The following is a 24,320-nucleotide window of genomic DNA, read 5'->3' as shown; positions in this document are numbered from 1 at the left end:
AAAGAGTGAGGGTACAAATTACATGTGTTTAACGCGACGTTTCACTTCTTCCTGCTTACCGAAGTTAAACGGACGCGCATCCGGGCTACCTAGATAACCACACACTCGGCGAGTCACAGAAACCTTTGCAGGATCATGGTTGCCACATTTCGGGCAAGTAAAGCCCTTACTAGTACATTCAAACTCACCCATGTAGCCACATTCATAGCATTCATCAATCGGTGTATTGGTACCGTAGTATGGCACGCGGCTATAGCTGTAATCCCATACATTTTCCAATGCTTCAAGGTTATGCTGAATATTCGGATATTCACCATAGCAGATGAAGCCACCGCTTGCGATTTCCGGATATGGCATCTCGAAATCAATCTTGTCGTACGGGTTTACTTTCTTCTCAACATCAAGGTGGAAGCTATTGGTGTAATAACCTTTATCCGTTACACCATCAACTACTCCAAATTCTTTGGTGTCAATGGCACAGAAGCGGCTACACAAGTTTTCACTTGGCGTACTGTAAAGGCTGAAACCGTAACCAGTTTCCTTCTTCCAGCTTTCAGTTGCCTGCTTCAGACGTTTAACAATAGCGATCGCTTTCTCGCGCAACTCTTCATTATCAAACACATGTTCGCCGGTACCGTACAAAGCATTAACCGTTTCATGAATACCAATGTAACCCAACGAAATCGATGCACGGCCATTTTTAAAAATTTCCGACACATTATCGTCCGGATTCAGACGAACACCACACGCTCCTTCCATATACAGAATTGGTGCAACGCGGGCCTTAACGCCTTCCAAACGGCTGATACGAGTTTCCAGAGCACGACGAGCCAGAGCCAATCTTCCGTCCAACAGCTCAAAGAAACGAGCTTCATCGCCTTTAGCCTTAAGGGCAATTCGTGGTAAGTTCAGGCTCACAACACCTAGGTTGTTACGACCTTCATGGATCAACTCACCATTTTCTTCATATACATCAAGGAAACTACGGCATCCCATCGGAGTTTTAAATGACCCCGTCACTTCGACTACTTTGTCGTAGTTCAGGATATCCGGATACATACGCTTCGACGCACATTCCAATGCCAGCTTTTTAATGTCGTAGTTAGCATCGCCATTTTTATGGTTAAGGCCATCACGAATGGCGAAAACCAATTTAGGGAAAACCGCTGTCTTACGGTTCTTACCCAAACCAGCAATACGGTTCTTCAGGATCGATGTCTGAATCAGACGTGATTCCCAAGAAGTGCCCAAGCCGAAGCCAAACGTAACAAACGGGGTCTGACCGTTTGCTGTGTGCAGGGTATTTACTTCATACTCCAGAGACTGGAACGCGTCGTAACACTCTTTCTCAGTACGCGCTTTAGCAAACGATTCAGGATCGGCAATTCCCCACTCATTTGCTACTGCCAAATGCTTTTCATAGCTTACAGTAACATAAGGAGCCAGTACCTCATCGATACGATTGATCGTTGTACCACCATAAATGTGGCTAGCTACCTGGGCGATGATCTGCGCCGTTACCGCTGTCGCTGTTGAAATTGACTTTGGTGTATCAATTTCAGCGTTACCCATTTTGAAGCCGTGGGTAAGCATGCCGTTCAAATCAATCAGCATACAGTTAAACATCGGGAAGAACGGCGAGTAATCCAAATCGTGGAAGTGGATATCACCTACTTCGTGTGCCTTGACAATATCACGAGGCAAAAGGTGCTGTTTAGCGTAATGCTTAGCAACAATACCAGCCAGCAAGTCACGCTGAGTCGGAATAACCTTGCTGTCTTTGTTTGCATTTTCATTAAGCAAAGACGCATTACTTTGTTCAATCAGACCGCGAATTTCGCCATTCAACTGACTTTTCTTCTCTCGAGCAATATCACGATCATGACGATACTCGATATATGCACGCGCAACTTCTTTATGCGGCCCCGTCATTAGGTGATTTTCAACCGCGTCCTGAATAGCGTGAATATCGACTTCCTCTACAGATTCAAACTGAGAAAGCACATTTTCAGCTACAGACGCAGCATACGCCTCATCCATAACTTCAAGTGAGTTAGCTGCACCTAGTACCGCTTCTTTAATACGCTTGGTATTGAACGGTACACGGCAGCCATCACGCTTAATCACAACTGGTTTCACACGGGGCTCCTACGAAATGACACTGTCACTTAAACACAAAATATAGGGTCTAGTGATTGGGGTAATACAAGATGTGGGGTATTAGGCGAGAAATCGCGGAAATAAACATTGATCTAGATCACTTTTTCGCAAAGGCCGTACAGGGAACAACCGATGATTTTGACATGGTACAAAAATTTAAATGTAAGCTTTTTATTGCGGCTTTTTGTCAACAAATTTAATTGCTTTTAGCTCGCCTTTTTAAAAAAAATATCCTTGCAAATTATGGAATCAGCACTCACGATTTTTTGCTTCAGTACAATCTCTGCCCAACCACAAGATCAAATTTTTTAAACCAGATTCTTCAAGCTCGAAAACTAAAACCACCCCACCACCGATAACGGTTGAGTATTAGACAACAAGCATTTTCTAGTATCCCATTTACTTGTAACTGAGAGCCCTTCCATTTCATTCCAGTTCATACTCGATTCCAGCTATGAATCAAACTACAATATTTTTCCATCTAAGAGCGCTACCTTCACCTTTAGTCAGTATTTCCTTCTATATCTGAGATAAACATCCATTAATATGCGCTTATTACCAACCTTTTTGCTCACCATCTGTTATCTGTTCATTACAGATATTGTGATTGCAGCAAATCCACGACCTTCAAATAATGCTCAACAGCATCAGCTCATCATCGTAAGCTGGAACCTGCAATGGCTTAGCGTAGCGAAAGGAAAGACGAAGAAGATCATAAGAACATCTTCAGATATGGCTTACTTAGCCAAGCTCATAACAGATATTTCACCGGATATTCTTGCCTTCCAAGAAGTTGATAACCTAGAAGCGATTCAGGCAATACTCCCTACCAGTGGATACAAAATATTGCTTTCGACCCGCACACAGCAACCTGACGAGATTTTTCCAGTCCAAAACCAATTTACCGGTTTTGCAGTCAAAAATTCGCTGCGTGTCACTGATAATCCCGACCTCAGGGACTTAAACCTGCCCTTTAGTCGCAAACAGAAACGACGAAAAAACACAAGAAAGCTAAGATACGGTAGCTACATCACTGTTAAAACCACGAATTCGAAAGAGTTCCATATTCTCAACGTCCACCTCAAGTCTGGTTGCTTTAGCCAAAAATCCAGCTTCAAAAGCACTCCCTGCCGCGTTCTACGCAAGCAAGGCCACATCCTTAATAATTGGATAAAAACACGAAATAAACGCAATGAGAGCTACCTGGTACTAGGTGATTTCAACCATCACCTAAACAGCAAGCATCAGTGGTTACTTTCAACAATAAATGCATCCCTGTCGAAACCCGCGATATTACTGAGTGAGCAAATTACTGCTAAATGTACCATCAGCTATTCCAACAAAAATGGACGTAAGAAACGACGACGCTACCGCTATCTGATTGATCACGCGTTGGGCTCAGACAAAATAGCTCAACTTATCATCCCAAACGGCAATATCTTTCAGTATCAATATCCGGCTGGAGCTATAAACCAGCACCAGCTCTCGGATCATTGTCCGTTGATACTCCACCTCCCTCTCTGAGCTGGCTGTTTTTCAAACAACACCTCGAAATTCCTGCGATCACGATCTCCCTTTCATATTACTGTCATTTAATGTTTGTAGGGTTAGGCTTATAGATAAGGATTAAGAGCGCACGTATGTGCAGCTAATATGAGGATGAATATGGACGCTTTGAACCTATATACGTTTGTTGCGCCAACTGAAGATGAGCTCATGGCAGAGCAACCAGACACGCTTTATCTCTCTGTTGACAGCGACGATGAACTGGCTAACGACATCATTATCGTAAACTAGCAGTTAACCTGAGAATGCGAGAATAAATGAATCATAAAAAAAGCCCGGTTAACCGGGCTTTTTTGTGGAGCTTACTCTCGCGCATACCCATTATTGTAATGCCGGACATCAGGAACAATATTGTGTTTATTCAGCAAACGATACATTGTAGCCCTGGATACTCCCAGATCTTTCGCGGCTGAAGCCACCTGCCCTCGATGAGTTTCTAGCACAGCAACCAGAACATCTTTTTCAGCCTCATCCTTAATGTTACGTAGGCTCTGTTTCAAGTTGGCCTTACTAGGCAAATCGAAATGCTCAGCTCGTACCTCATTGCCTTCCGCCAACAACGCTGCCCGCTTCACTTGATTTATCAGCTCCCTAACGTTTCCAGGCCAGCTATAACGTAAAAGCAATTGCTTAGAGTCTTCAGAAAATGACGACGCCATCGTACTGTACTCTCGGGCAAATTTAGTTAAAAACGTCTCCGCCAGCAGGAAAATATCTGAACCACGCTCCCGCAAAGTTGGCACTTTTATGTGGAATACGTTTAGCCGGTAGTACAACTCTTTGCTAAATTCACCATTCGTCACAGCAACTTCAAGATCTGCGCTGGATGACGCAATAATACGGACATCGGATGCAGAATCTTCATCCAGGGAATCCCCGGCAGGAACCTGTAAGTATGAAAGCAACTCATCCTGAAGTTCTTTTGAAAGCTCTTCGACATTATCTAACAAAATTGTTCCATTAAAATACGAACCATCTTCTTGAGTCTGGGTCCGATCCAAAAAAGCCATTTTGTCATCATCTATAGACAGCGAACCGCAATTCACCGTAACAAATGGTGCATTTTTTCGCTTTGACAAATTATGGATAGACTTAGCTATCAATTCTTTGCCTGTACCATTTTCACCGGTTAAAAAAACATTTACCTCGGTCAATGCTACCCGGCGTACCATATCCCGTAATTGTTTGATTGACTTTGATTCCCCGAACAATCCCATATCATGCTGAGACGTAATCTCTACCCATGAGCTTGCTTCAATCTCCAGCATCCCTAGTTGATGCCCCACAGTATCCAATAAATGACTACCAGGAATTGGAACTGAAAAATAATCAACACAGAAGTTATTAATAAACTGACAAATAGCATCAGTTTTCAACTGCTCTTTCTTGATTATCGCAATCCATTTCACTTGTTTTGTTTTATTTGCCCTTAAAGAAATGCTATTTAAGCTAAAATCATTATTGCTTAAATCAACAATACAAATACATGGACTGAACTCTTCCAATATTGAATCAGCCGTACGTAGGTCATAGCAGCAGTGAGTTTTCCAACCTGATTGTTCAAGAAGCGCAATCCAAGGTTCATAGTTACAACCAATTGCAACCAAACGACCATTAATTGATTTATTTTGACATTGAGCCACCATCGAAGTCACCTTCTTTCAATGCACATATTATTGTTGATGTCTTAAAAATATAGGCAATAAACCTCATTTTTGCAGGGTATCAGATGTAAGAATAATCTCTGAAACACCATGATTCTAATTATCACTTGAAATAAGTGATACTTATCAGCATGTTATTAATAATAAAAAACACAATACAAATGTAACTTTTCAATTATGGAAGCTTATAAAAAGCAAAAAAGGTACAACATTTCTGTTGTACCTTTATGAAACATGACAAAAAACCAATATGCAATAATACTAATAACCACTATATAAAATAGAATTTTCCAACCTATCTCGATATATAGATTGCTGCGTATACCCACTAATATCCGCTTCAATATCCATTATGGTTTGGGTATTGATATGAGTACCATCAGCAGTATTCTGAATAATAAACCCAATACTATTAGAACCTGGTATCGCATTATTAATGTTCGTTCCAGGCTCTCCTATTGCAATATACTTAACGGGATCATCGTATGGAATAGAATCACTACCTGATTGACTCACCAGCCGCCCATTATTAATGGTGAAATCTGCAATATGCGTTGAAAGTATAGTTTCCCCGTTAATTGCTGTGGTTATCGACAGACCTATATTTATAACACTATCATTTGTTGAAACAAAACCACCTCGCATTGAAGACATTTCACTATCAGATAATGCAGTCAGTCCCATCTCATCAAGAACCGGAAAGCTCATGGAGGCATTGGCCACAAGCGCAACCCCACCTATCGTTGATGCGACAAAAATACGAGTTAATCTTTTCATGCTAGCCTCTAATAATCATTTGCGCCTGGCAATGTAATACTAAACGTTGCAAGTGAATCTCTAGCAACCGCCTCTGACATTGGCGATGGCGTATATATATTGTAATTATCTGCTGTAATAAAGCTTTCCCGCCCCTTTTTTGTATGGCTTTTAACTAACAAAACTGCGCCTTTATAATATTGTTTAAACTCTTTAATTGGCATAATTACAGTTCCACGGGAGGGGTCACCTATTATTACCTTTTCGTTATTGATTCCCTTGATGACGACAAAATGCATATAACCATCAAAATTTACAATGGTTATTCCAGGTATTCTTATTTTTTTAAACTTTTCCAAAGGGATATTATAACCATTAGCATCAAACCCAAGTGATGTAAGGTAGTTTTTCATATCAAGCATAGAAAAACCTTCCTTTTCAATTTTCTCCCTATTCCCGTTATCAAACATATATTTAAACACGGCATCTTCTGACGTATCTAAACCATAGTGATATGTCATTAATGATGCAACAGCAGCCGAGCCACAACTAAAATCATATTGCTGCCTAAAAACGTCACCAAATAACTTCTCTTGATAACTTTTCACATCAACATTGTATGCCCCTCGATTAGGAAAGTAATCAAGCGCATAAGTACTACTGCTAACTAATAGGCCTAAAATAAACAATGTCGATTTTTTCATAATCTATACCGTTCCACTTCTGTGGCCCTATGGCTTACGCCATGAACTAAAATCAACCATATGTATTATTCACATCAATCCTTAAATATTAGTATCAATATTTTTCAGGATCGGTATTTATAGAATGAAGGGCCATAACGGCCCTTCACTATTATTAATAACCGCTACCAACGCCACCGACAGCGTCACCACCTGAGCCAACAAGCGCTGCATTTGTACTTGAATTTTGCTGTACAAGCGAGTTGTTACCCACATTCTGACCCGCAACATTAATGCCTGATGCATCACCAAATACACGGTTCATCATATTATCTTGATTTACTAAGATGTCCGTTGGCGAAGCATTTCCACCACAGCAAGCGCCACCGTATGTTACGGATGTACCCATTACATGGCCATACAATTTAGAGTCTGCTAGATATTTATTTAGCTCATAGTCCAAATCCTTTTCGAAGCTGTTATCAACTTCCTTATTATCCTCTTTTACTACTTTATGAAGGTTACCTACATTATCCAACTTTAATGTATCATTATCTTCGTTTCCGACATTTTTCTTATAAATATCTTTCGTAGCTGTAAATTCTGCATTTTTATCTAAATACAAATTACCACTATTGTCGATAACCAGATCACCATCATGCTCGTAATAACCATAACCATGGTCATCAGCCAAAGCTAACGGTGAAGCCACAAGCGCTGCAATAAGCATAAGATTTGTTTTACGCATGATATACTCCAAATTTAAAAATTATCTCACATCCATGCTCTATGATTTTTTGCCATTACCTTTTTTTTATTATCAGGTAATAACATAACCATAATACTGAAGAATTATTGTTACTTTGTCCTGCGAAATCCAATTAATTATAATTATGGATTTTGTCGCTGACATATTTAGATATGTCAGCATAGATAGACTAACAATTTACTTCAATGTCAGGTTAACCACGGTCGCGTTCTGAATTAACACATTGTTACCAGTGTTTTGGACGACATTTAACACACCCGAACTATCACTGAATGATGACGCATCAATAACATTATCACCAGTTGTGTTGTTATACGCACCATTACCTGCAACATCGCCATACATATCTGAGCTTGCATGAATATTATCAATCTTCAGCTCGTATTGACCACCACGAGAATGATTCATCATATTTTCAGACAAGGTTTCAGAGTTTGCTAGAATATCCAACTCTTCTGCAACCACCCCACTTGATATTAGAGCTATTGCTATCAGTGTTAAATATTTCATGACATCCTCCTGAGGGCTGAACAACAGCCCTCAGCTATGTGTTATTGACCAGTTAACATCGCATTAGTACTAGCACTCTGCTGTACAAGAGAGTTATTACCTGCGTTCTGACCGGCAATGTTAATACCGGAAGCCCCTGTAAAGGCATCTTGCATCGTGTTAGTTTGTGTAACTGTCAATGATGATGGAACAGGATCACCATAACTGTAATCATGGCCATAACCACTGCAGCAACCACCACCATAAGTTACTTCGCTGTAGGTAACAGTACCTTCCAACGTTGACGTTGCCATATAGTAGTTTTCTTCAATATCAATTTCGATATCTTTTGAGTTATCATACTTACTATTGTCTGTAAACTTATAAATATCTTTATTATTTACATCGTATAAAGACATATAGTCATTATCTTCATTGTAACTATCTTTAATTGAAATATCTTTTTCATACGTAACTGTTAATGTTTTATCGATATCCTTATTGAAAGAATCAGTAACAGTTGTGCCAGCTTCATCGCTGTCATAACTTTCACTGCCAGAACCAGAGTACGGGTCATAATCATAATCATATGGGTCATGACCATCCGCGAATGCTAGAGGAGAACTAACAACTGCTACTAATAGTGCGATATGTGTCTTACGCATAATCCTACTCCAAATATGTTGAGTTGTGTTGAGTTGTTATTTTTTATAATCTCTCGCATACAAACACGAGATAACTTAATCATAGTTTTCGCACCCCATACCTTTGTATTATTTTTGATAAAACAAGTTTTATTTAAATATAAGTTTTTACCAGTTAATTACCATGTTATACATTGTTTTATCGATAATAATCTTTCTCAACATTTAAATTATCCATGTCATTCTTAATATTTTTATTATTAATCTTACCAATAATAATGAGTTGATTTTTTCTCACCCATAAGACAAGTATTTGAGATTCTCAGTTCACAACTTATTCTCACTTATACTAACCTTTTCCTATCAGCTCAGATGACTATAAAAACTGCCAGTACAACACCTCTTAGGGGCATTTAAACGCGAAGTAAGAGAGGAAATCGTGAGTACTTTCAATAATAAAAGCTTAATAGCGCTTCTTGCTTTAATTTCAGGGCCAGCAATTGCGAATGAATCAGCGGAATCTCAAGAGAATCAAAAACCCAAGCGAGTTCAAACCGTTGCAGATATTTTTGAACAACCCGGTGTATTAACACCAAGAGGCTCCTTTGTTCTGGACACCTCTTTGTCCTATACCCAAAATTCATCAAACTCTGTTTCCGTCGTCGGTTACACAGTCTTACCTTCTCTAATCGTCGGCCTTATACGAGCCAGTGATATAGACCGAACAACCCTCACTTTCGGGCTCACCGGGCGTTACGGGATCACCAACCGACTTGAAGTCGAGGCTAGAGTGCCATGGGTTTACCGTACTGATTCCATTTCCGAACGTGAGCTCAACAGCGGCTCAAATCAAGCTACCCTGCGCACTGTCGACGGTAGTGACATCGGAGACATCGAAGCCGCCTTTAAATATCAAATCAACATGGCAGAAGCGCCTTATTGGATCGGTAGCCTGCGCTTCAAAAGTACCACAGGAAAATCCCCTTATGATGTTCCAATCAATGAACTTAATGATTTTGAAGAACTCCCAACAGGTTCAGGTTTTCCTAGTATTGAACCTGGCATTACGATGATCATGCCTATTGATCCCGCTGTTATTTTTATGAATTTCAGCTACATCTGGAATATTAAAGATGATGTAAAAGTGGATATCACAATTCCGGGTGACGAAGAACAGGATGACCAGCAGATCCGAGTTGATACAATCGACCTCGGTGATACTATCAGCTTTGGCGCCGGCATGGGATTTGCCGTTAACCCAAAATTCTCGTTCAGCATCGGCCTTAGCCACAAAACAATCCTGAAATCTAAAATTAATGGTTCTACTGCCGATGATGCCAAACTGTTACAGCTAGACTCCCTCTCATTTGGCGCTAACTACGCTATAGACCGTGATACAACCATTAATATCGGCGCATCAGCTGGCCTCACAGCCGATGCTCCGGACTTCCAGCTGAGCGTACGCGTACCTTATACCCTCAAATAACACTTATCCCTTCATTCAGATCCCCGGACAACACTATCTCCGGGGATCATCTTCAATGACTAAAGTCTAATTTTCCTCTATGCTATAACGCTTAAAATAAGTAGTAACAGGAATGAATACATGTCCAACCCGTTAGAAGAGAGCCAGATCGAGACCATCCAAGGTTACGATGCAGAAAAACGTTATAAGTACTTGGTTAAAGAGGTTGTCACTAGTCGCCAAATCTGGATTCTGACTGATGAGCACGGCTGCGTCATGTTAAATACTGATGATGAAGATTGTGTGCCTGTATGGCCTAACAAAGAGTTTGCTGAAGCATGGGCTACGGGTGAGTGGGAATCGTGTAAAGCTGAAGCTATTTCATTAAATAAGTGGCATAGCCGTTGGACCCATGGTTTGGAAGATGATGAGCTCGCGATTGTCATTTTCCCTAACCAGGACGAAGATGGGCTGGTTGTCTTTCCTGACGAACTGGATTTTGAGCTCAAGCAACAGGCTCGTAAGCAAAACTAACGCTAGTTTTGTATCGTGAATTACTAAGTACTTCGCCATTTATTATGAAAAGGGCGACGATAGCCCTTTTCTTTACGCTTTCGATCCTGTGCTAATTTTCAACCTTACAAATAAGGGAGATGTAACGCCATGGATGCGCTACTCAACACACTTAAGCATTACCCCGATCAAGTTGGATTTGATGTCGTGATTAATACCATCAATCGCCACTACCACTATACACCGACATCTTTCAATAACGGATTAGGCAAAGAAACGTTAACCAACAGCGCTGGCTGTAATGAGGGATCATGCCGGATCTTCGCCTTTGCGCTTAAAAAACAACTTTCAGAAGCTGAAACACTGGCTTGCTTCGGGCACTTTTATCGTGAAGATGTATTACAAAACCCTGGCGGTAAAAGTCACCAAAATATTCGAAATTTCATGAAGTATGGCTGGCAAGGCATTCAATTTTCCGGCATTGCGCTGACAGAAAAATAACAACTCAAATAATAAGGGGCTTTGACGCCCCCCTTTCTTTATCTTTATTTAAATCCCGTTGCCTATAAAGGCTGAACACCAATTACACCTTATAGGATGCTCAGTCATTTATAGTGATTGGTGACAATGTGAACATTTTTCTGGTGGTTTAACAAAAAATGGCGCACGGGTAGCATGACCGCAAGCATCACAAAACTTAGTTGAACGAATCGTCAACCATGTCAAAGGCACCATAAATGCCAGTAAACCCATCATCATCAGTAATGGTGGCTGCATGTAGATAATCACGCTACCTATAACAACATTACTGAAAATTGTATAAATCGGCCATAATTTACGCTTACGCTCAACATCAGAACCTCGTTGGAAAAGCATGAAGCTCCCAACTGATAACGCCAGCCAAACAATAGCAAAAGTAACTAACACGTCTTGTTGCACAATGAACACCTACTCGATCTGGATACTGCGAAAGTTTAACACAGCCAATTAAAAACTCAGCCTCATAGCATGTTGCCGACTCTGTCATCTTTTTTTATCAAACCGTCAAAAATAGTCAGAATGGGAAGGTTGTCACAATCTCGCAACATCAAGCGGCAATTTTGAGGTGATCATCATTGAAAATACCTCTGTAGGACAGATATCTTAATTGGGCGGATTAGAAAATAGTTCCGTTACCACTTACAACCGAAGTGGTTATTAAAGGAGTTTCAATGGTTGCAAAATCCTTGTTTAGAACTTGCTTTGTTCTACTATGTGTTCTTGGTCGAAGCCCTGTCGCTTCTGCCATGATACCTGAATATAACAACCCGGAGATTGAACACCCATCCCCGACTCAGGGCTGCAAAGAAACCTTTCAGTGCTCACTGAGCGGCCTTTATTCCATCCCAAGCTACAATGCGATAACCCTTTATCAAAACTACACCGATTTTGATACTCTCTACGAACAAGCTACACAGGCACAGAGCGAGCTAGAGAAAATTATCAATCAAGTCGCCCTACTTACCGGTAACCAGCCACGGCTACCTGGCATTAAGTCCAAAGCCAGGGCACAACATAAAATTGCAACAGAGCTAAATGGCAGTACCGAACTAATTACGGATTTAGCACGCGGCTCACTCGTTGCAAAAGACATCAGCAGCCTTGTGCAGTCATTTGAACAGCTATCTCACGAAGTTACCGTATTGGAAGTAAAAAACCGCTTCAAACAGCCAGGACCTTCAGGCTACCGTGACTTAAAAATGCTTGTACGCCTACCAAAATCACAGCACATCGCTGAAATTCAGTTACACCTTGAAGCAATATCGGATATTAAAAACGGTGAAGAACATAAAATTTACGAGCAGATCCAAATCATCGAACGTCTAGCCAAAGCAGAACTACGAGAGCTGACTGATCTTGAGTTAGCCAAACTAAAATCACTACGAGCCCAGTCACAGTCGCTCTACCAAACCGCTTGGCATCAATACCTTCAGCCTGAAACAATGGTCGGCTAAACAACGTCCTCCAACTTAACCATCAGTCTGGGCCCGCAAGCTCAGGCTGATGTAATAACAAAGCCCATCAATTCATCTTCCATTCAGTTTGGTTTGTTATTCTATCCCCCGTAAACGAGAAGTTACTCAACAGCTAAGTACGTCACCTTTATCAAACTCTGATTTGAATATCACCGTATTACGTACGTTGCTGTAGCCCATCAATGGGCTAACCAGCACAACTGGAGTTGTTTAATGGATCTTAAATCTGTACTTCGAACCTGCTTTATTCTTCTTTTTGTATTCGGTCGCGGCCCTGTAGTTGCAGCACCGGTTGCAAATTACTCTGATCCGGATTTCGAGGCACCGTCCAACCAGTCAGAAGCAAGTAAAAAATCATTCCAGCGTAGCCTGAGCGGCCTTTACAGCATCGACAGTTGGAAAGATATGGCTATAACCCAACCCTACACTGATTTCGAGCAGCTTTACCATCAGGCATCAGTGGCACAGCAGGAACTCGACAATCTATTACGCGAAGTTAGCCTGATTACCGATACACAAGCTATTCTGCCAGGCATTAAATCGGCACACCGTGCCAAAGCGAAAATAGAAACAGAACTTCAGGGACAAACAAATAAGATCACCGACCTTGCCCGAGGTTCTCTTGTAGCCAATGATATTCCTAGTCTGGTTCAAGCATTTGAGTTACTGGGTAAAGAAAGCCACGTCGTTGCCGTAAAGAACCGCTTCAAATCACCTACCGATTCCGGCTACCGTGATCTGAAAATGCTAGTACAATTGCCGAAAAGTCAAATAGTGGCAGAAGTTCAATTACACCTGGATGCGATATCAACAGTAAAAAACGGTGAAGAACATAAGATTTACGAGCAGATTCAGAATATTGAACGAATTGGTATGCAACAAAACCGTAAACTGTCTGAATTTGAACAAGCTCAAATCGCCCAATTGCGAAAAGTTTCAACAAAGCTGTATCAGGTTGCATGGCAACAGTACCTCCAACCAGAAGCTCTGGCAAGTTAGTTACTCGCCCCCAACAGAACAAACAAAAAGAGCGCCAATTGGCGCTCTTTAACGACTATCAAATCTAACTGATTGGCTTACTTATGAACCATGATATCGAGGATCTGAACATCTGTCTGGGTCATCGCACCATTTGCCAAGGCTGACATATTGCGAATGGATGTATCAACATCATCTGCGACAATTCCCTCATTACCAGTAACACGGATACCATCAAGGGCCATCAATGCTGCCTTAACGGCCGCACTGGCTGAAGAGGAAACTTTCATTGCACAACTGGTTTTCGCGCCATCACAAATAATACCCGTGATATCACCGATCATGCTGCAAATTGCTGCACTGATCTGATCAAATTTACCACCGAGTAACCATGTCATCGCTGCGACAGCGCCCATGGAAGCCGTCGTCGCACCACACAAGGCCGACAACTTATTCTGATAACTCTTAATGTAAATCGCCATCAGGTGTGACAACATCAATGCGCGCGCAGTTGTATCAGCATCGGCTTTTATGTGCTCAGCCACCACCACAACTGGCATTGTTGCTGCAATACCTTGGTTACCGGAACCTGAATTACTCATTGCCGGTTTCATAGCTCCATCCATTCGCGCATCAGAAGCTGCAGAGGTTCGGCACAGCACATCTGTCAGTAAGCCACCGGAAAGCAGGCCACGTTCCACATTACGCTGGAATGTCACACCAATCTTCAAGCCATACTTCCCTGTCAGGCCTTCTTTCGACAGCGCATCATTCAGTTCCACAGACTGTACGATGAACTTAATATCTTCAACTGGCACATTAAGTGCGAAGTCATAAATATCGCGGGCAGTCGCTTCAGAGAAAATATTTTTTGGCTGTGCTTCGGCTGTAGCAGGCTTCGGGTCGGCAATAAAAAGGGTCTTACCGTTAACATCGACAGAAACTACATTGGTATGACCATCAGCAATAATGACCGAGGCTTCGTCCTGGCCGTCGCTAACTGTCACCTTGGCATAAAGAATATTAGAGACGGGTGCTACACCCACCGTGACTTGCTGCTTATCCAGCATCTGTTTAGCCAGAGCTACGTCGTCGGGGGTAATATTTTTCAGAACTTCCAGCCCAGCCTCAGACTCGCCGGCCAAAGCACCTACAGCTGCCGCAATTGGTAACCCCACCATACCAGTGCCAGGTACGCCGACTCCCATACCGTTTTTCATCAGGTTCGGCGAAACAAACGCATCAATGCGAGTTGGCTTGTTGTTAAGATGTGTGGTGGCGATAGATGCCGCAAGAGCAACAGAAACTGGCTCGGTGCAACCAAGAGCTGGAACTACTTCTTTCTTAACTGTTTCAATAAAACCGGTCCAGAGATGCTTTTTCATGTTATTCCCTTCAAAAAACAGATGGAATGTAGGATTAAGAAATTACCTTTTGTTTTATAGGGTTAATTTACACCTGTCCGAAGGAAAATGTTTTGCCTTATTTGCTATGATACCGCAAATATAGAGAAATATTTTCTCTATATTCACAATAGCACTACTAACATCCACCACATTTCCGAGGTCAATAGCTCAATACACAAAACGCTATGCACAAAGAAAATCCAAAGGAAAACCTCAGGGACTAACACCAACGACGAACTGCCTTACAATACTGACGGTACTCATCACCAAACATCGCTTCCAGTACATCCTCTTCGGGCCCAATCTGAAAGTTATTCATATAAAAAACAAACAAAGGAATCATGACAATTCCTGAAAGTGCTGAAAAATAAATGAATGCAGCAATAAGCCATATTGCAAGTCCCAAATACATTGGGTTACGAGAAAACCGATAAATCCCAGAGGTGACTAACTTTGATGTTTTATGGGGGTTATGTGGGTTAACTGTGGTTCGAGCTTTGGCAAAAGAAACAATACCGGCCAAACCCAATAAAGCCCCGACCAGACACAGCAAGATTATCATCGCAGACTGGCCAATAAATGAGAAAACCCAAAGCGGCCAATAAACGGATAATAAATACATGCCACCCAATGTCACAAGCAATAATACTGGAGGGGGTAATTTCAGGTACATCTTCGCTAAACTCCAAACTCCACAAAAAACACTACATATAGATTGTACAACAGCTTCTTAGTACCTTTGCAACTCAGTGCAAAGTAAACATGACCCGATTAAACAACATGCATATCAGTTACAATACACTGAATTTAAAAGACAAATGCTGATAACATAGTAATCAATTGCGAAGGCATTATAAGCCCTATAGAATTCACCTAATTAACACTTAAACAACATATCATTCTGTTATTAATATCATGCCAGAACTAAAATACCTACAAGGGTACCCTAAATCACTGACTGAACAGGTAATAAGCTTAATTGATAAGCAACAGCTTGAACAATTCTTGCTAAAGAAGTACCCGCATTGCCATGACATTAAGACAGAGAAAGCTCTATATGAATATGTTCAAGAGCTTAAATCCGAGTACCTGAAAAAATCGGCTCCCGTTAGCAAAGTAGTATATGACAAGAAAATTCATGTGATAAACCATGCCCTAGGACTGCACTCTTTTGTCTCTCGAGTACAGGGCAACAAACTGAAAGCCAAAAACGAAATACGAATATCCTCAATGTTCAAACATGCGCCATTACCTTTCTTACGAATGATCGTTGTCCACGAGCTGGCGCATCTAAGGGAAAAAGAACACAACAAGGCGTTTTATAAGCTGTGCTGCTATATGGAGCCAGATTACCACCAGCTTGAATTTGACATGCGATTATTCCTAACCCAATTGGATATTTCAGGCCAGATATACCCTTGATAAATAATAAAAAGAGAAGCAGTTATGAATAATATTGCGCCTTTGCTTGTCATTATCGGTACCTCGATACTACTGCTATCCATAAAGCCAACATTATCTATTTGTCAGAAAGACAAACGTATCGGGTGGCGCATTGTAGCAGCCATGACTTCTCTTTTTGTCGTTTCATACGCCTGTTACGCATACATCCTTATAAGCCAGCCATTTAGCAAAATAGAGCTGTTAATTGCTTTTGTCTTTTTATTTGGCAGCTTTTATGTGCACCTAATCACCCACCTTAGCTTAAAGAGTATCAACAAATACCAAACAGCAGCAGTTAGAGAGCAATACTACGGGCTTCACGACACACTAACTGGCTTAAAAAACCGTAAATACATGATTCAAAGCCTGAAAAGCAAAATTCAGAATAACCATCCGTTCGCCTTAATGCTGATCGACCTTGATAACTTCAAACCAATCAATGATGCTTTTGGCCACCTGTCCGGTGACGCTCTTCTCAAAGCCATTGCTTCACGAATGCAAGCCAACCTATCATCTAATGCTGAACTTATCCGCCTCGGTGGTGATGAATTTGCGGTAATACTACCCTATCGTGATAGTCAAGATATCGATAACGGCATCAAACAACTACAAAACAGTATCAGGCACAAATTTCTGGTTCGAGGAACTGTCGTTCATGTAGATATGAGTATCGGCATTGCCTGTTGCCCATCCCACTCCAGATCAATTACCGAACTCATCAAATGTGCAGATCTGGCAATGTACGAGGCTAAAAAAAGCCACTATAGCTTCTGTCATTACTCTTCCAGCTATCAACAAAGCTCGAAACAGCATATGCAGTTGATTGATAAGATCCGCAATGCCATCGATAACGATAAATTTTCGCTATACTATCAGCCCATCTTCTCACCAAATCACAAAACGGTTTACAGTGTCGAAACGCTAATCCGCTGGAAGCAAGCCGATGGCAGTTTTATCTCGCCATCACTATTTATTCCCGTAGCAGAAAAAGCCGGACTCATATCAGCCATTACTAGACAAGTCATCCACAAGGCACTAAAACAATTAGCTAATTGGAAAACACAAGGCCTGTCACCTCGGTTGCAAATCAACCTCTCGGCACATGATTTACGCGACAACGAACTCGCAGACTATCTCTCAGCTCAGGTTACCCTGTTTAACATTGATCCTGCGCTTATCATTCTGGAGATTACAGAAAGTGCGATGATGACTGATATCCAATCATCCAAGAAAGTTATGAATGCGCTCCACCAACTGGGGATTACCTTATGCGTCGATAATTTTGGAGCAGGTTACACTTGCCTGACCATGCTAAGCGACCTGCCTGTTCGACAAATAAAAATCGATAGCAGTTATGTAGTCAAAATGAATCGAATAAACAATAACTTCGAAATCATATCATCCGTTGCATTTCTTGCGAAAAGCATCGACGCCAAACTAGTTATCGAAGGTATCGAAAACGAACAGCAACTCAATCGATTGATACCAGTCGAAAATGCGCTATTACAGGGCCATTACCTTTGCGAGCCACTATGTGCTGAAGGGATTAGAGTTCAGCTAAAGCAAAAACAAGCACAATTGATACACTGTTAACAAGTGTCTTCCTGATAAAGATTTAACTAAAAATCTGACATAGGCCAAAGTTTTAGCCTACAATATACCGCTAATTAAATATTTAGGTGTTTACATGAAAATTTGTGCTGTTGAGCTAAGAAGCAACGAGGCTGTGATCTGCCTGCTTTCACTATCAAATGGGTTGTTTGATATCCCTCAGTGCCGAACTCAAAAGTTCATCATGCAAGATTCTCTCGACAACGTTCAGATGAGAGACTTTCAATTCGCATTTAAAAAGCTGGTTGAAGACTACAAAATTGATCGCGTAGTCATTCGTACCCGAGAGACTCGCGGTAAATTTGCAGGCAGCGCAGTAGGCTTTAAGCTAGAGTCTGCAATCCAGCTTATTGACGACCTTCACGTTGATTTTATTAGCAATACTGAAATCAAACAGAAACTAAAACGTAATCCGCTGTCTATCGACTTCCGCAGCACTGATCTGCGCCAGTTCCAAGAAGCAGCATTTACTACCGGCTACGCTTACCTAAGCAATTAAGCAGGCAAAAAAAGGGGGAAATCTATTCCCCCTTTTCCGTTTATAACCCAGTCTCTATCACTAAGGTTGCTTTAAAGGCCTGATAACATCTTCCAGCCCTTCAATCTTGAACTCCAGCGCCAGTGCCATCAACGTACCTAGCTCCCCTTCCGGAAAGCCTTTTTTCTGAAACCACAATAAATACTCTTCCGGCAAGTCAATAATCACTCTGCCGCTATATTTGCCAAACGGCATTTTTACATTTGCCAGTTTGATCAGGTGTTCTTTCTGAAACATGATACTCTCCTCATATATCAGGATCCCTGATCACCTATAGCGATTCAAGTGATAACTCACTCATCACACGGCTTATTCCCCCAGCAGGTCTCTCTGTCATTGCAATGTCACCACCTTGCAGGCTCATGAATGACTGTACTTGATCAAGGAGCTGCTGCGGTTTTGTATTACATGCTGGCTCAATGCACTACTTAACAAAAATCAGTTGAGCGTTAACAGGTACACGGAGCAAGATCGAATTCAACTTAGCAATATCTCTTAAGATCTCAATGCCTTTATCAAGGCCAAACTTCTCAGCGCTAACATCAACCGGCCAAGTTGTAGAAATCAGTAAACCGCCATTTTCTAACCCGGTTACCTGTAATTTCGCAGCAAGTTGCTGCTTGATACCATGAAGATCAAGCGTAAAATCCACATCCAGCAACTTAGTCTTCCCTGGGATCATGTCACTCAGCATCACGGAATCAACTTTCGATGACAAAATAGTCAACGGAAAACGTTCTGTAACAAACAATTCTTTCTTCATTCGCTCATCCCGGATTGGGATCTTGGTATCGACACTGGTCAAATCAATGGTAATACTGACTTCACCACCTTTGGTAATCGATCCACCGATATTACCGAAATGATGATACTCAATCACCGAGCCATTTTTCACCGTTGAAAAGTTAATAGTTGACTGCGTATTATCGAGCCGCCAGTCAGCCAGCGCGCTTACGTTAACCCCCAACCCAAGAACAAATATCAAAGAACAGACACGCAATAACCGGTAGCTAACATGCATAATCAAAGTCCTATATAAACGGAAGAATCTCATAAATATAGGCCACAAATTTGTACCAATCATTATTATTCAATTTGGTATTATTGAAAGCCAGCAAGATAAAGAAAACGCCTGCACAGGCAGGCGTCCAAATCCAGACATATTACCAAGCGCAATACTAACCAAGTTTAAATCGATTAATCATCCCTATCAGTTCCGCAGACACAGTTCTCAGATTGTCACTGGCGCTCGCCATTTGTGCTGACTCCTGAGATACCGACAATGACATGTCTCTTAAACTCACAACATTTTGGTTAATGTCGTTAACAGTGAGGCTCTGCTCTTCTGTCGCCGTGGCGATATGTTGATTCATTTCCTGAATAATTTGCATCTCATCATTAATATTATTCAGTGCATCACCAGCCGATGCCGAAATCTTCGATGCATTATCTGCTTTCTCTGCACCTTTGCTCATCACTCTGACAGCATTTTCCGCACCAGTCTGAAGCTTCTCTACAATAGTTTGAATTTCCAGCGTCGATTCCTGAGTTCGCTGTGAAAGCGTCCTCACTTCATCAGCAACAACAGCAAATCCTCTACCGGCATCTCCGGCACGAGCGGCTTCGATTGCTGCATTCAACGCCAATAAATTCGTTTGTTCCGCAATACCGCGTATCACTTCAAGCACTCTATCAACATTACGGCTATCTGCTGCCAATTGAGTTACAACATCACCTGCATTAGTAATATCTTCTGCCAGCAAGTGCGATTCTGAAATATTACGGTTAATGATTTTTTTACTGCCCTGAGTTTCTTTAGCTGCTGAGACACTTGAATCGCTGGCCTCCACAGTTCTTCGACCAACCTCTTCAACCGTTGCCAGCATTTCCGTCATCGCCGTGGCCAGCTGTTCAACATCCTTTTGTTGTTGATTCAGGTTATCGTCAACCGTACTGATCGATGATGACATTTGCTTGGACGATGCTGCGACCTGTTCACCCACAGAGCTAATATTTTGCATCATGCTTTGTATCGAACTGACAAATTGATTGAAATGCCTGGCACAATCGGAAAGTTCATCCGCTCCTTCTTCTTTCAACCTTTGAGTCAAGTCTCCTTCTCCTTTAGATAATTCTTCCATCGCCCTAACCGTTAGTTTAAGTGGCAATGTAATAGAACGGATAAAGAAAGAAACGATCAAAGCAAGAACAACAAGGATCACACCAGCATTAATCAGAGAAACCGCCTCAGAGCGATAAATATCTGCTTGTAACGCCTCCATGTTCATTCCACTACCAATCAGCCACTTCCATGGCCCGAACTCCATCGCATAGCTGGTTTTCGGATCTAACTGATCTTTGTTGTTACTATTCGCCCATACATAGTTGACAAAACCGCCACCTCTGCGCGCCTTTTGATACATCTCCTGAACAAAAGGCACACCATTAGGGTCTTTCAACCTCATAACATTCTTGCCAACCAAGCCCGGAACACCATGAGCAAGCTGAGTACCTTGAGCATCGCCGATAAAAATATAATTACCGTTATCAAAACGCATTGCCGATACCGACTGCAATGCTGCCTGCTTCGCCTGCTCTTCCGTCAAAACTCCGGAAATACTCAAACCATAATAATGCTCAACAACACCCACAGCACTTTCAACCAGCGTGAGTACACCTCTCTCATAGTTTTCTCTCATATGTTCACGGGTTTTTGCCGCATTTATCAGTGTGCTGGCAACTAAACCGATAGCAAATAAAGCGAGGATCGCCCAAACACGCGCAGCGATTGTCAACCTGGATAGCCTGCTGTTCATAACAATATTCCCTTCTGTTATCCCTATACGAACTGGGTCAGCTCAAATGTTAATTAAGGTGTAGGCAAGCCAGACATGGCCAAAACTGTTAGGGCTTCCTGCAGATGAGTCCAATAAAACACGCCCTTCAACAACACAAGAAAAGTTGAGTAAAACGCCAACGGCACAACAAGTATACTCGTAACTCTATTCCCATATTTCTAGCCAACTGATTGCTCTATTAAAAAGAACTTTTTATGTAATTAAATACATATTAGGCACCAATAAATGGATAAATACGCATCAGAGGTAATAATATTGTTAAATTTTGAAGTAGCTCAAAGTATGAACAGGCAATATCTGAGTTCAAAAAGATTCAAGCTGAGGGATAGATGGAAGGCAAAAACAAACGAAAAATCAAGGTATATATGTTCAGCCCTAGGGCTGAACATATCTTAAAAATGAAGGGATAAATTAAGGCGTAAATTTGTTTAAGATGCTTTCTGGTGCAGCTTGCTTGGCAGCAGCTCAGCAGCAATCTGCTTCAACAAGAAAGTCTCGCGCTCGATCGACATGCCTTTCTTATCACTATTGGCGATGGTTTCTTCATTATGGGCAATGGCATCATAGATATTCAGCCAAACCGGTTTCATACCATTATTGATTTCGTAATCTTCCAGTTTAGTTTCACCTAATTCAGCATCAATCGTGCAGACATAACAGTAAGATTCCATATGCATGATATCGTGCTCAGGTTTATACCATGGGCGAAATTCTTCGTACATTCCGAAAGGTTCGATATCGCGGATATTACATGCGCCCGTTTCTTCCTCAAGCTCACGGATCAAACCTGCAACGGCATCTTCACCCTCATCGATACCACCACCTGGCAGTGTATAGTCGTGATAACGCTCGGTATAAAGCATTAGGATATCTTCACCATTAAGAATGATACCCCTGGCGGCCTTGCGGTGAAAAATACTGCCTTCGAGCGTTTCAATATCAGGGTGAACGGTTGATTTAAGTAATCGCATGGCTCTGCTCATCTACATCTGCATTATCAAAGCCGTGCATTCTATCTTAAATCGAGCCGATTGCCAGCCTCAGCCTGCTTCAGACCATGTGCTGATTCATCCGCTCAACCAGCCTGAGGCTCGGTGTACAGTCATATACCCCTAATGCCGTCAGCGCACACTGCATCCCGAGAAAATGCCGGTTATAGATCCCAGCTTGATGATTAAATACCGTCTGTACGCCTTGTTTTATCAATCGGGCCTTGGTTTGCAAAGGCGTGCGGAACTGCCACTGATTCGAGTATTCGGTCTCAACCGGGAGCGGACATGGAATATGCCCCGGATAGGTTTGCCAAGGCGTGGTTAAGGCTTGGGGGTAACAGCGTTCAAGCCACTTCATGTAAATACCGTGCCTGAGCGCCCATTCTGTCTCCATTGAAAACATCGCCTCCAATACACCCCGGCTATAGAACGGAAGACAGAAATCCAACTGGAATTGATCCATCTCTTCAAATGGCAAAGCAATATGATGGTGCTGGTCGTTCTCCCATAAAAAAAGCTGATAAGCCTTAAGTAAGGGAAGATGTTCATACTCAGACAATGCATCCAGAATATTATTCCTCAATCTTTGCTGTAGCTCATCTCCCTGCCGGACCAAACGCGAAGGGATATACGCCATCTGTTGATTGATATAACAATCAGCCAATTGTTCCGGATCCCCGCGCCGACATGCTTCAACCACCTTATCGTCTGTATAAATCTGACCGACACAAACACTACCACCGTTGCCAGACCAAAACAGGCGTGGTCGCTTAACGGTGGAATAATACGAAAAGTCGTCGACTTTCCAATGAACGCCCAGACGCTGCTCAACGGTCAGTGTCTGGGTGTCTGAGACATAAATGCGATGGAGGGGGATTTGCTGGGAATCAGCAAATCGCTGGCTCAACAATTCATCCTGGCTGTTACCACGAGAAAAGTTCAGGCACTCCAACCCGGCTCCGCGCCGTTTCAGCTCTGTCGCTATCAACCGAGAATCCAGACCACCGGACAAGGTGCTTACCGTATGCTGATCATTTCCCAGATAAAGGCTGACAGCCTGTTTAAAGCTGCGATCCAGCCTCTCAATACCTTCATCTATTGAACAATGGCCATTAGGAACATCTGCCCATCGAAAATACCGCTTTCGCTGTATCCCCTCAGGCGAAAGTACCATCATCTCTCCGGGACGGGCTACGCTAACCTGCTTAAAGCGGGTCTTGTCTCCCAAGGTATAACCCAGCGTCGCCAACTCAGATATAGCATCTAAGTTATTATCAAGCTGAACACCAAGATCAGGAAAAATTCTCAGGCAGGAACTAAAAATAACAGCGCCCTTATACGACATAATGTAATAAGGGCGCAATGCTAAAGTATCGCAGTATACCAATAGCTCATTGCGGGCTTTTTGATATTGAAAAGCACAAAATGTGCCCTGAGCCTGCTTTAGCGTAACCTGCCAATCTTTTGCTGTAAGTAGAGTTATAAGATCATGCGAAATAGACGCAGACAATAACGGATGGCCGATAACAGAAGCGAATACCTGCTCATTTTCAGCTCGGGCAGCTCCTCCATAACACTGGTAATCTACCTGACAGAAAAATAAATGGTCGTCATGGTAGCAATGTCGATCATCGTCTGGGTTACGTGAGATATATTGTTCAACCCGCTGTTGAATATCATGTAATTCAGGTGTCCACTGGGAGGTATAGATTCCTGCAATAATACTCATAGTCTGCTCCTGCTATTCGCACCTATCAGAATCAGCAAGAT

General features: G+C 42.0%; 25 protein-coding genes. 10 read left to right on the top strand and 15 right to left on the bottom strand.

Translation table 11 applies throughout. The annotated features are described in order from the left end of the window. Positions 1 to 18: 18 nt before the first annotated feature. Positions 19 to 2,139: an anaerobic ribonucleoside-triphosphate reductase gene (gene nrdD / locus Q0852_RS10820; protein WP_299018036.1), complete on the bottom strand. Its 2,121-nt coding sequence runs from the start codon at positions 2,137 to 2,139 to the stop codon at positions 19 to 21. 567 nt (positions 2,140 to 2,706) lie between these two features. On the opposite strand from nrdD, the gene Q0852_RS10815 reads away from it, so the two are divergent. Next, a complete protein-coding gene (locus tag Q0852_RS10815; RefSeq protein ID WP_299018035.1) occupies positions 2,707 to 3,684 on the top strand; it encodes an endonuclease/exonuclease/phosphatase family protein in 978 nt (325 codons plus the stop codon). 141 nt (positions 3,685 to 3,825) lie between these two features. Continuing rightward, the gene (locus tag Q0852_RS10810; protein ID WP_299018034.1) at positions 3,826 to 3,957 is read left to right on the top strand and encodes a hypothetical protein; all 132 of its coding nucleotides are present in this window, start codon (positions 3,826 to 3,828) and stop codon (positions 3,955 to 3,957) included. A 71-nt stretch (positions 3,958 to 4,028) separates the two neighbouring features. On the opposite strand, the gene Q0852_RS10805 is transcribed toward Q0852_RS10810, so the two are convergent. The 6 genes from Q0852_RS10805 to Q0852_RS10780 all read right to left on the bottom strand — a co-directional run bounded on the left by Q0852_RS10805 (position 4,029) and on the right by Q0852_RS10780 (position 8,752). Then, entirely contained in the window at positions 4,029 to 5,372 is a 1,344-nt protein-coding gene (locus Q0852_RS10805) for a sigma-54 dependent transcriptional regulator (protein WP_299018033.1), read from the bottom strand. A gap of 279 nt (positions 5,373 to 5,651) precedes the next feature. After that, complete coding sequence (locus Q0852_RS10800) at positions 5,652 to 6,167, bottom strand: hypothetical protein (protein ID WP_299018032.1); 516 nt, start codon at positions 6,165 to 6,167, stop codon at positions 5,652 to 5,654. Positions 6,168 to 6,175: 8 nt separating this feature from the next. Next, the gene (locus Q0852_RS10795; RefSeq protein ID WP_299018031.1) at positions 6,176 to 6,850 is read right to left on the bottom strand and encodes a C39 family peptidase; all 675 of its coding nucleotides are present in this window, start codon (positions 6,848 to 6,850) and stop codon (positions 6,176 to 6,178) included. Positions 6,851 to 7,004: 154 nt separating this feature from the next. Next, the gene (locus Q0852_RS10790) at positions 7,005 to 7,577 is read right to left on the bottom strand and encodes a hypothetical protein (RefSeq protein ID WP_299018030.1); all 573 of its coding nucleotides are present in this window, start codon (positions 7,575 to 7,577) and stop codon (positions 7,005 to 7,007) included. A 198-nt stretch (positions 7,578 to 7,775) separates the two neighbouring features. Next, positions 7,776 to 8,108: a carbon storage regulator gene (locus Q0852_RS10785; protein WP_299018029.1), complete on the bottom strand. Its 333-nt coding sequence runs from the start codon at positions 8,106 to 8,108 to the stop codon at positions 7,776 to 7,778. A gap of 41 nt (positions 8,109 to 8,149) precedes the next feature. Then, positions 8,150 to 8,752 carry a hypothetical protein gene (locus Q0852_RS10780; RefSeq protein ID WP_299018028.1) on the bottom strand — a complete coding sequence of 201 codons (603 nt, stop codon included), beginning with the start codon at positions 8,750 to 8,752 and terminating at the stop codon, positions 8,150 to 8,152. Positions 8,753 to 9,215: 463 nt separating this feature from the next. Between Q0852_RS10780 and Q0852_RS10775 the strand changes: the two genes are divergently transcribed. From Q0852_RS10775 to Q0852_RS10765, 3 genes are all read left to right on the top strand, one after another. Then, complete coding sequence (locus Q0852_RS10775; RefSeq protein WP_299018106.1) at positions 9,216 to 10,217, top strand: transporter; 1,002 nt, start codon at positions 9,216 to 9,218, stop codon at positions 10,215 to 10,217. Between the two features lie 120 nt (positions 10,218 to 10,337). Then, positions 10,338 to 10,730 (top strand): DUF2750 domain-containing protein, encoded by a 393-nt coding sequence (locus tag Q0852_RS10770; RefSeq protein WP_299018027.1) that lies wholly within the window; start codon positions 10,338 to 10,340, stop codon positions 10,728 to 10,730. A 129-nt stretch (positions 10,731 to 10,859) separates the two neighbouring features. After that, complete coding sequence (locus tag Q0852_RS10765; protein ID WP_299018026.1) at positions 10,860 to 11,210, top strand: HopJ type III effector protein; 351 nt, start codon at positions 10,860 to 10,862, stop codon at positions 11,208 to 11,210. Between the two features lie 108 nt (positions 11,211 to 11,318). On the opposite strand, the gene Q0852_RS10760 is transcribed toward Q0852_RS10765, so the two are convergent. Then, positions 11,319 to 11,648, bottom strand: coding sequence for a hypothetical protein (locus Q0852_RS10760; RefSeq protein WP_299018025.1), 330 nt, complete (start codon positions 11,646 to 11,648; stop codon positions 11,319 to 11,321). 272 nt (positions 11,649 to 11,920) lie between these two features. Between Q0852_RS10760 and Q0852_RS10755 the strand changes: the two genes are divergently transcribed. Both Q0852_RS10755 and Q0852_RS10750 read left to right on the top strand, forming a co-directional pair. Further along, a complete protein-coding gene (locus tag Q0852_RS10755) occupies positions 11,921 to 12,703 on the top strand; it encodes a phosphoribosylglycinamide formyltransferase (protein ID WP_299018024.1) in 783 nt (260 codons plus the stop codon). Between the two features lie 234 nt (positions 12,704 to 12,937). Then, positions 12,938 to 13,723 carry a phosphoribosylglycinamide formyltransferase gene (locus tag Q0852_RS10750; protein WP_299018023.1) on the top strand — a complete coding sequence of 262 codons (786 nt, stop codon included), beginning with the start codon at positions 12,938 to 12,940 and terminating at the stop codon, positions 13,721 to 13,723. A 77-nt stretch (positions 13,724 to 13,800) separates the two neighbouring features. Here the strand turns inward: Q0852_RS10750 and Q0852_RS10745 are convergent, their stop codons facing one another. Together Q0852_RS10745 and Q0852_RS10740 are read right to left on the bottom strand one after the other, a co-directional pair. Beyond that, positions 13,801 to 15,087, bottom strand: coding sequence for a serine dehydratase subunit alpha family protein (locus Q0852_RS10745; protein ID WP_299018022.1), 1,287 nt, complete (start codon positions 15,085 to 15,087; stop codon positions 13,801 to 13,803). Positions 15,088 to 15,328: 241 nt separating this feature from the next. Next, a complete protein-coding gene (locus Q0852_RS10740) occupies positions 15,329 to 15,781 on the bottom strand; it encodes an isoprenylcysteine carboxylmethyltransferase family protein (RefSeq protein WP_299018021.1) in 453 nt (150 codons plus the stop codon). Between the two features lie 242 nt (positions 15,782 to 16,023). Between Q0852_RS10740 and Q0852_RS10735 the strand changes: the two genes are divergently transcribed. From Q0852_RS10735 to Q0852_RS10725, 3 genes are all read left to right on the top strand, one after another. Then, positions 16,024 to 16,530, top strand: coding sequence for a YgjP-like metallopeptidase domain-containing protein (locus Q0852_RS10735; RefSeq protein WP_299018020.1), 507 nt, complete (start codon positions 16,024 to 16,026; stop codon positions 16,528 to 16,530). Positions 16,531 to 16,554: 24 nt separating this feature from the next. Then, complete coding sequence (locus Q0852_RS10730) at positions 16,555 to 18,144, top strand: EAL domain-containing protein (RefSeq protein ID WP_299018019.1); 1,590 nt, start codon at positions 16,555 to 16,557, stop codon at positions 18,142 to 18,144. A 94-nt stretch (positions 18,145 to 18,238) separates the two neighbouring features. Next, positions 18,239 to 18,661, top strand: a complete 423-nt coding sequence (locus Q0852_RS10725; RefSeq protein WP_299018018.1) for a DUF3010 family protein — start codon at positions 18,239 to 18,241, stop codon at positions 18,659 to 18,661. A gap of 60 nt (positions 18,662 to 18,721) precedes the next feature. Here the strand turns inward: Q0852_RS10725 and Q0852_RS10720 are convergent, their stop codons facing one another. The 5 genes from Q0852_RS10720 to Q0852_RS10700 all read right to left on the bottom strand — a co-directional run bounded on the left by Q0852_RS10720 (position 18,722) and on the right by Q0852_RS10700 (position 24,279). Continuing rightward, the gene (locus tag Q0852_RS10720) at positions 18,722 to 18,937 is read right to left on the bottom strand and encodes a DUF3820 family protein (protein ID WP_299018017.1); all 216 of its coding nucleotides are present in this window, start codon (positions 18,935 to 18,937) and stop codon (positions 18,722 to 18,724) included. Positions 18,938 to 19,124: 187 nt separating this feature from the next. Then, positions 19,125 to 19,721 (bottom strand): YceI family protein, encoded by a 597-nt coding sequence (locus Q0852_RS10715; protein ID WP_299018016.1) that lies wholly within the window; start codon positions 19,719 to 19,721, stop codon positions 19,125 to 19,127. 157 nt (positions 19,722 to 19,878) lie between these two features. After that, positions 19,879 to 21,516, bottom strand: coding sequence for a methyl-accepting chemotaxis protein (locus Q0852_RS10710; protein ID WP_299018015.1), 1,638 nt, complete (start codon positions 21,514 to 21,516; stop codon positions 19,879 to 19,881). A 470-nt stretch (positions 21,517 to 21,986) separates the two neighbouring features. Further along, complete coding sequence (locus Q0852_RS10705; protein WP_299018014.1) at positions 21,987 to 22,529, bottom strand: NUDIX hydrolase; 543 nt, start codon at positions 22,527 to 22,529, stop codon at positions 21,987 to 21,989. A gap of 79 nt (positions 22,530 to 22,608) precedes the next feature. Next, positions 22,609 to 24,279, bottom strand: coding sequence for a galactosyl transferase (locus Q0852_RS10700; protein WP_299018013.1), 1,671 nt, complete (start codon positions 24,277 to 24,279; stop codon positions 22,609 to 22,611). Positions 24,280 to 24,320: the final 41 nt, after the last annotated feature.

Origin of the sequence: uncultured Photobacterium sp., from assembly GCF_947502415.1 — a bacterium.
Lineage (GTDB): Bacteria > Pseudomonadota > Gammaproteobacteria > Enterobacterales > Vibrionaceae > Photobacterium.
The sequence above is the reverse complement of the archived record's forward strand: the minus strand, read 5'-3'. Positions and strand labels throughout refer to the sequence as shown.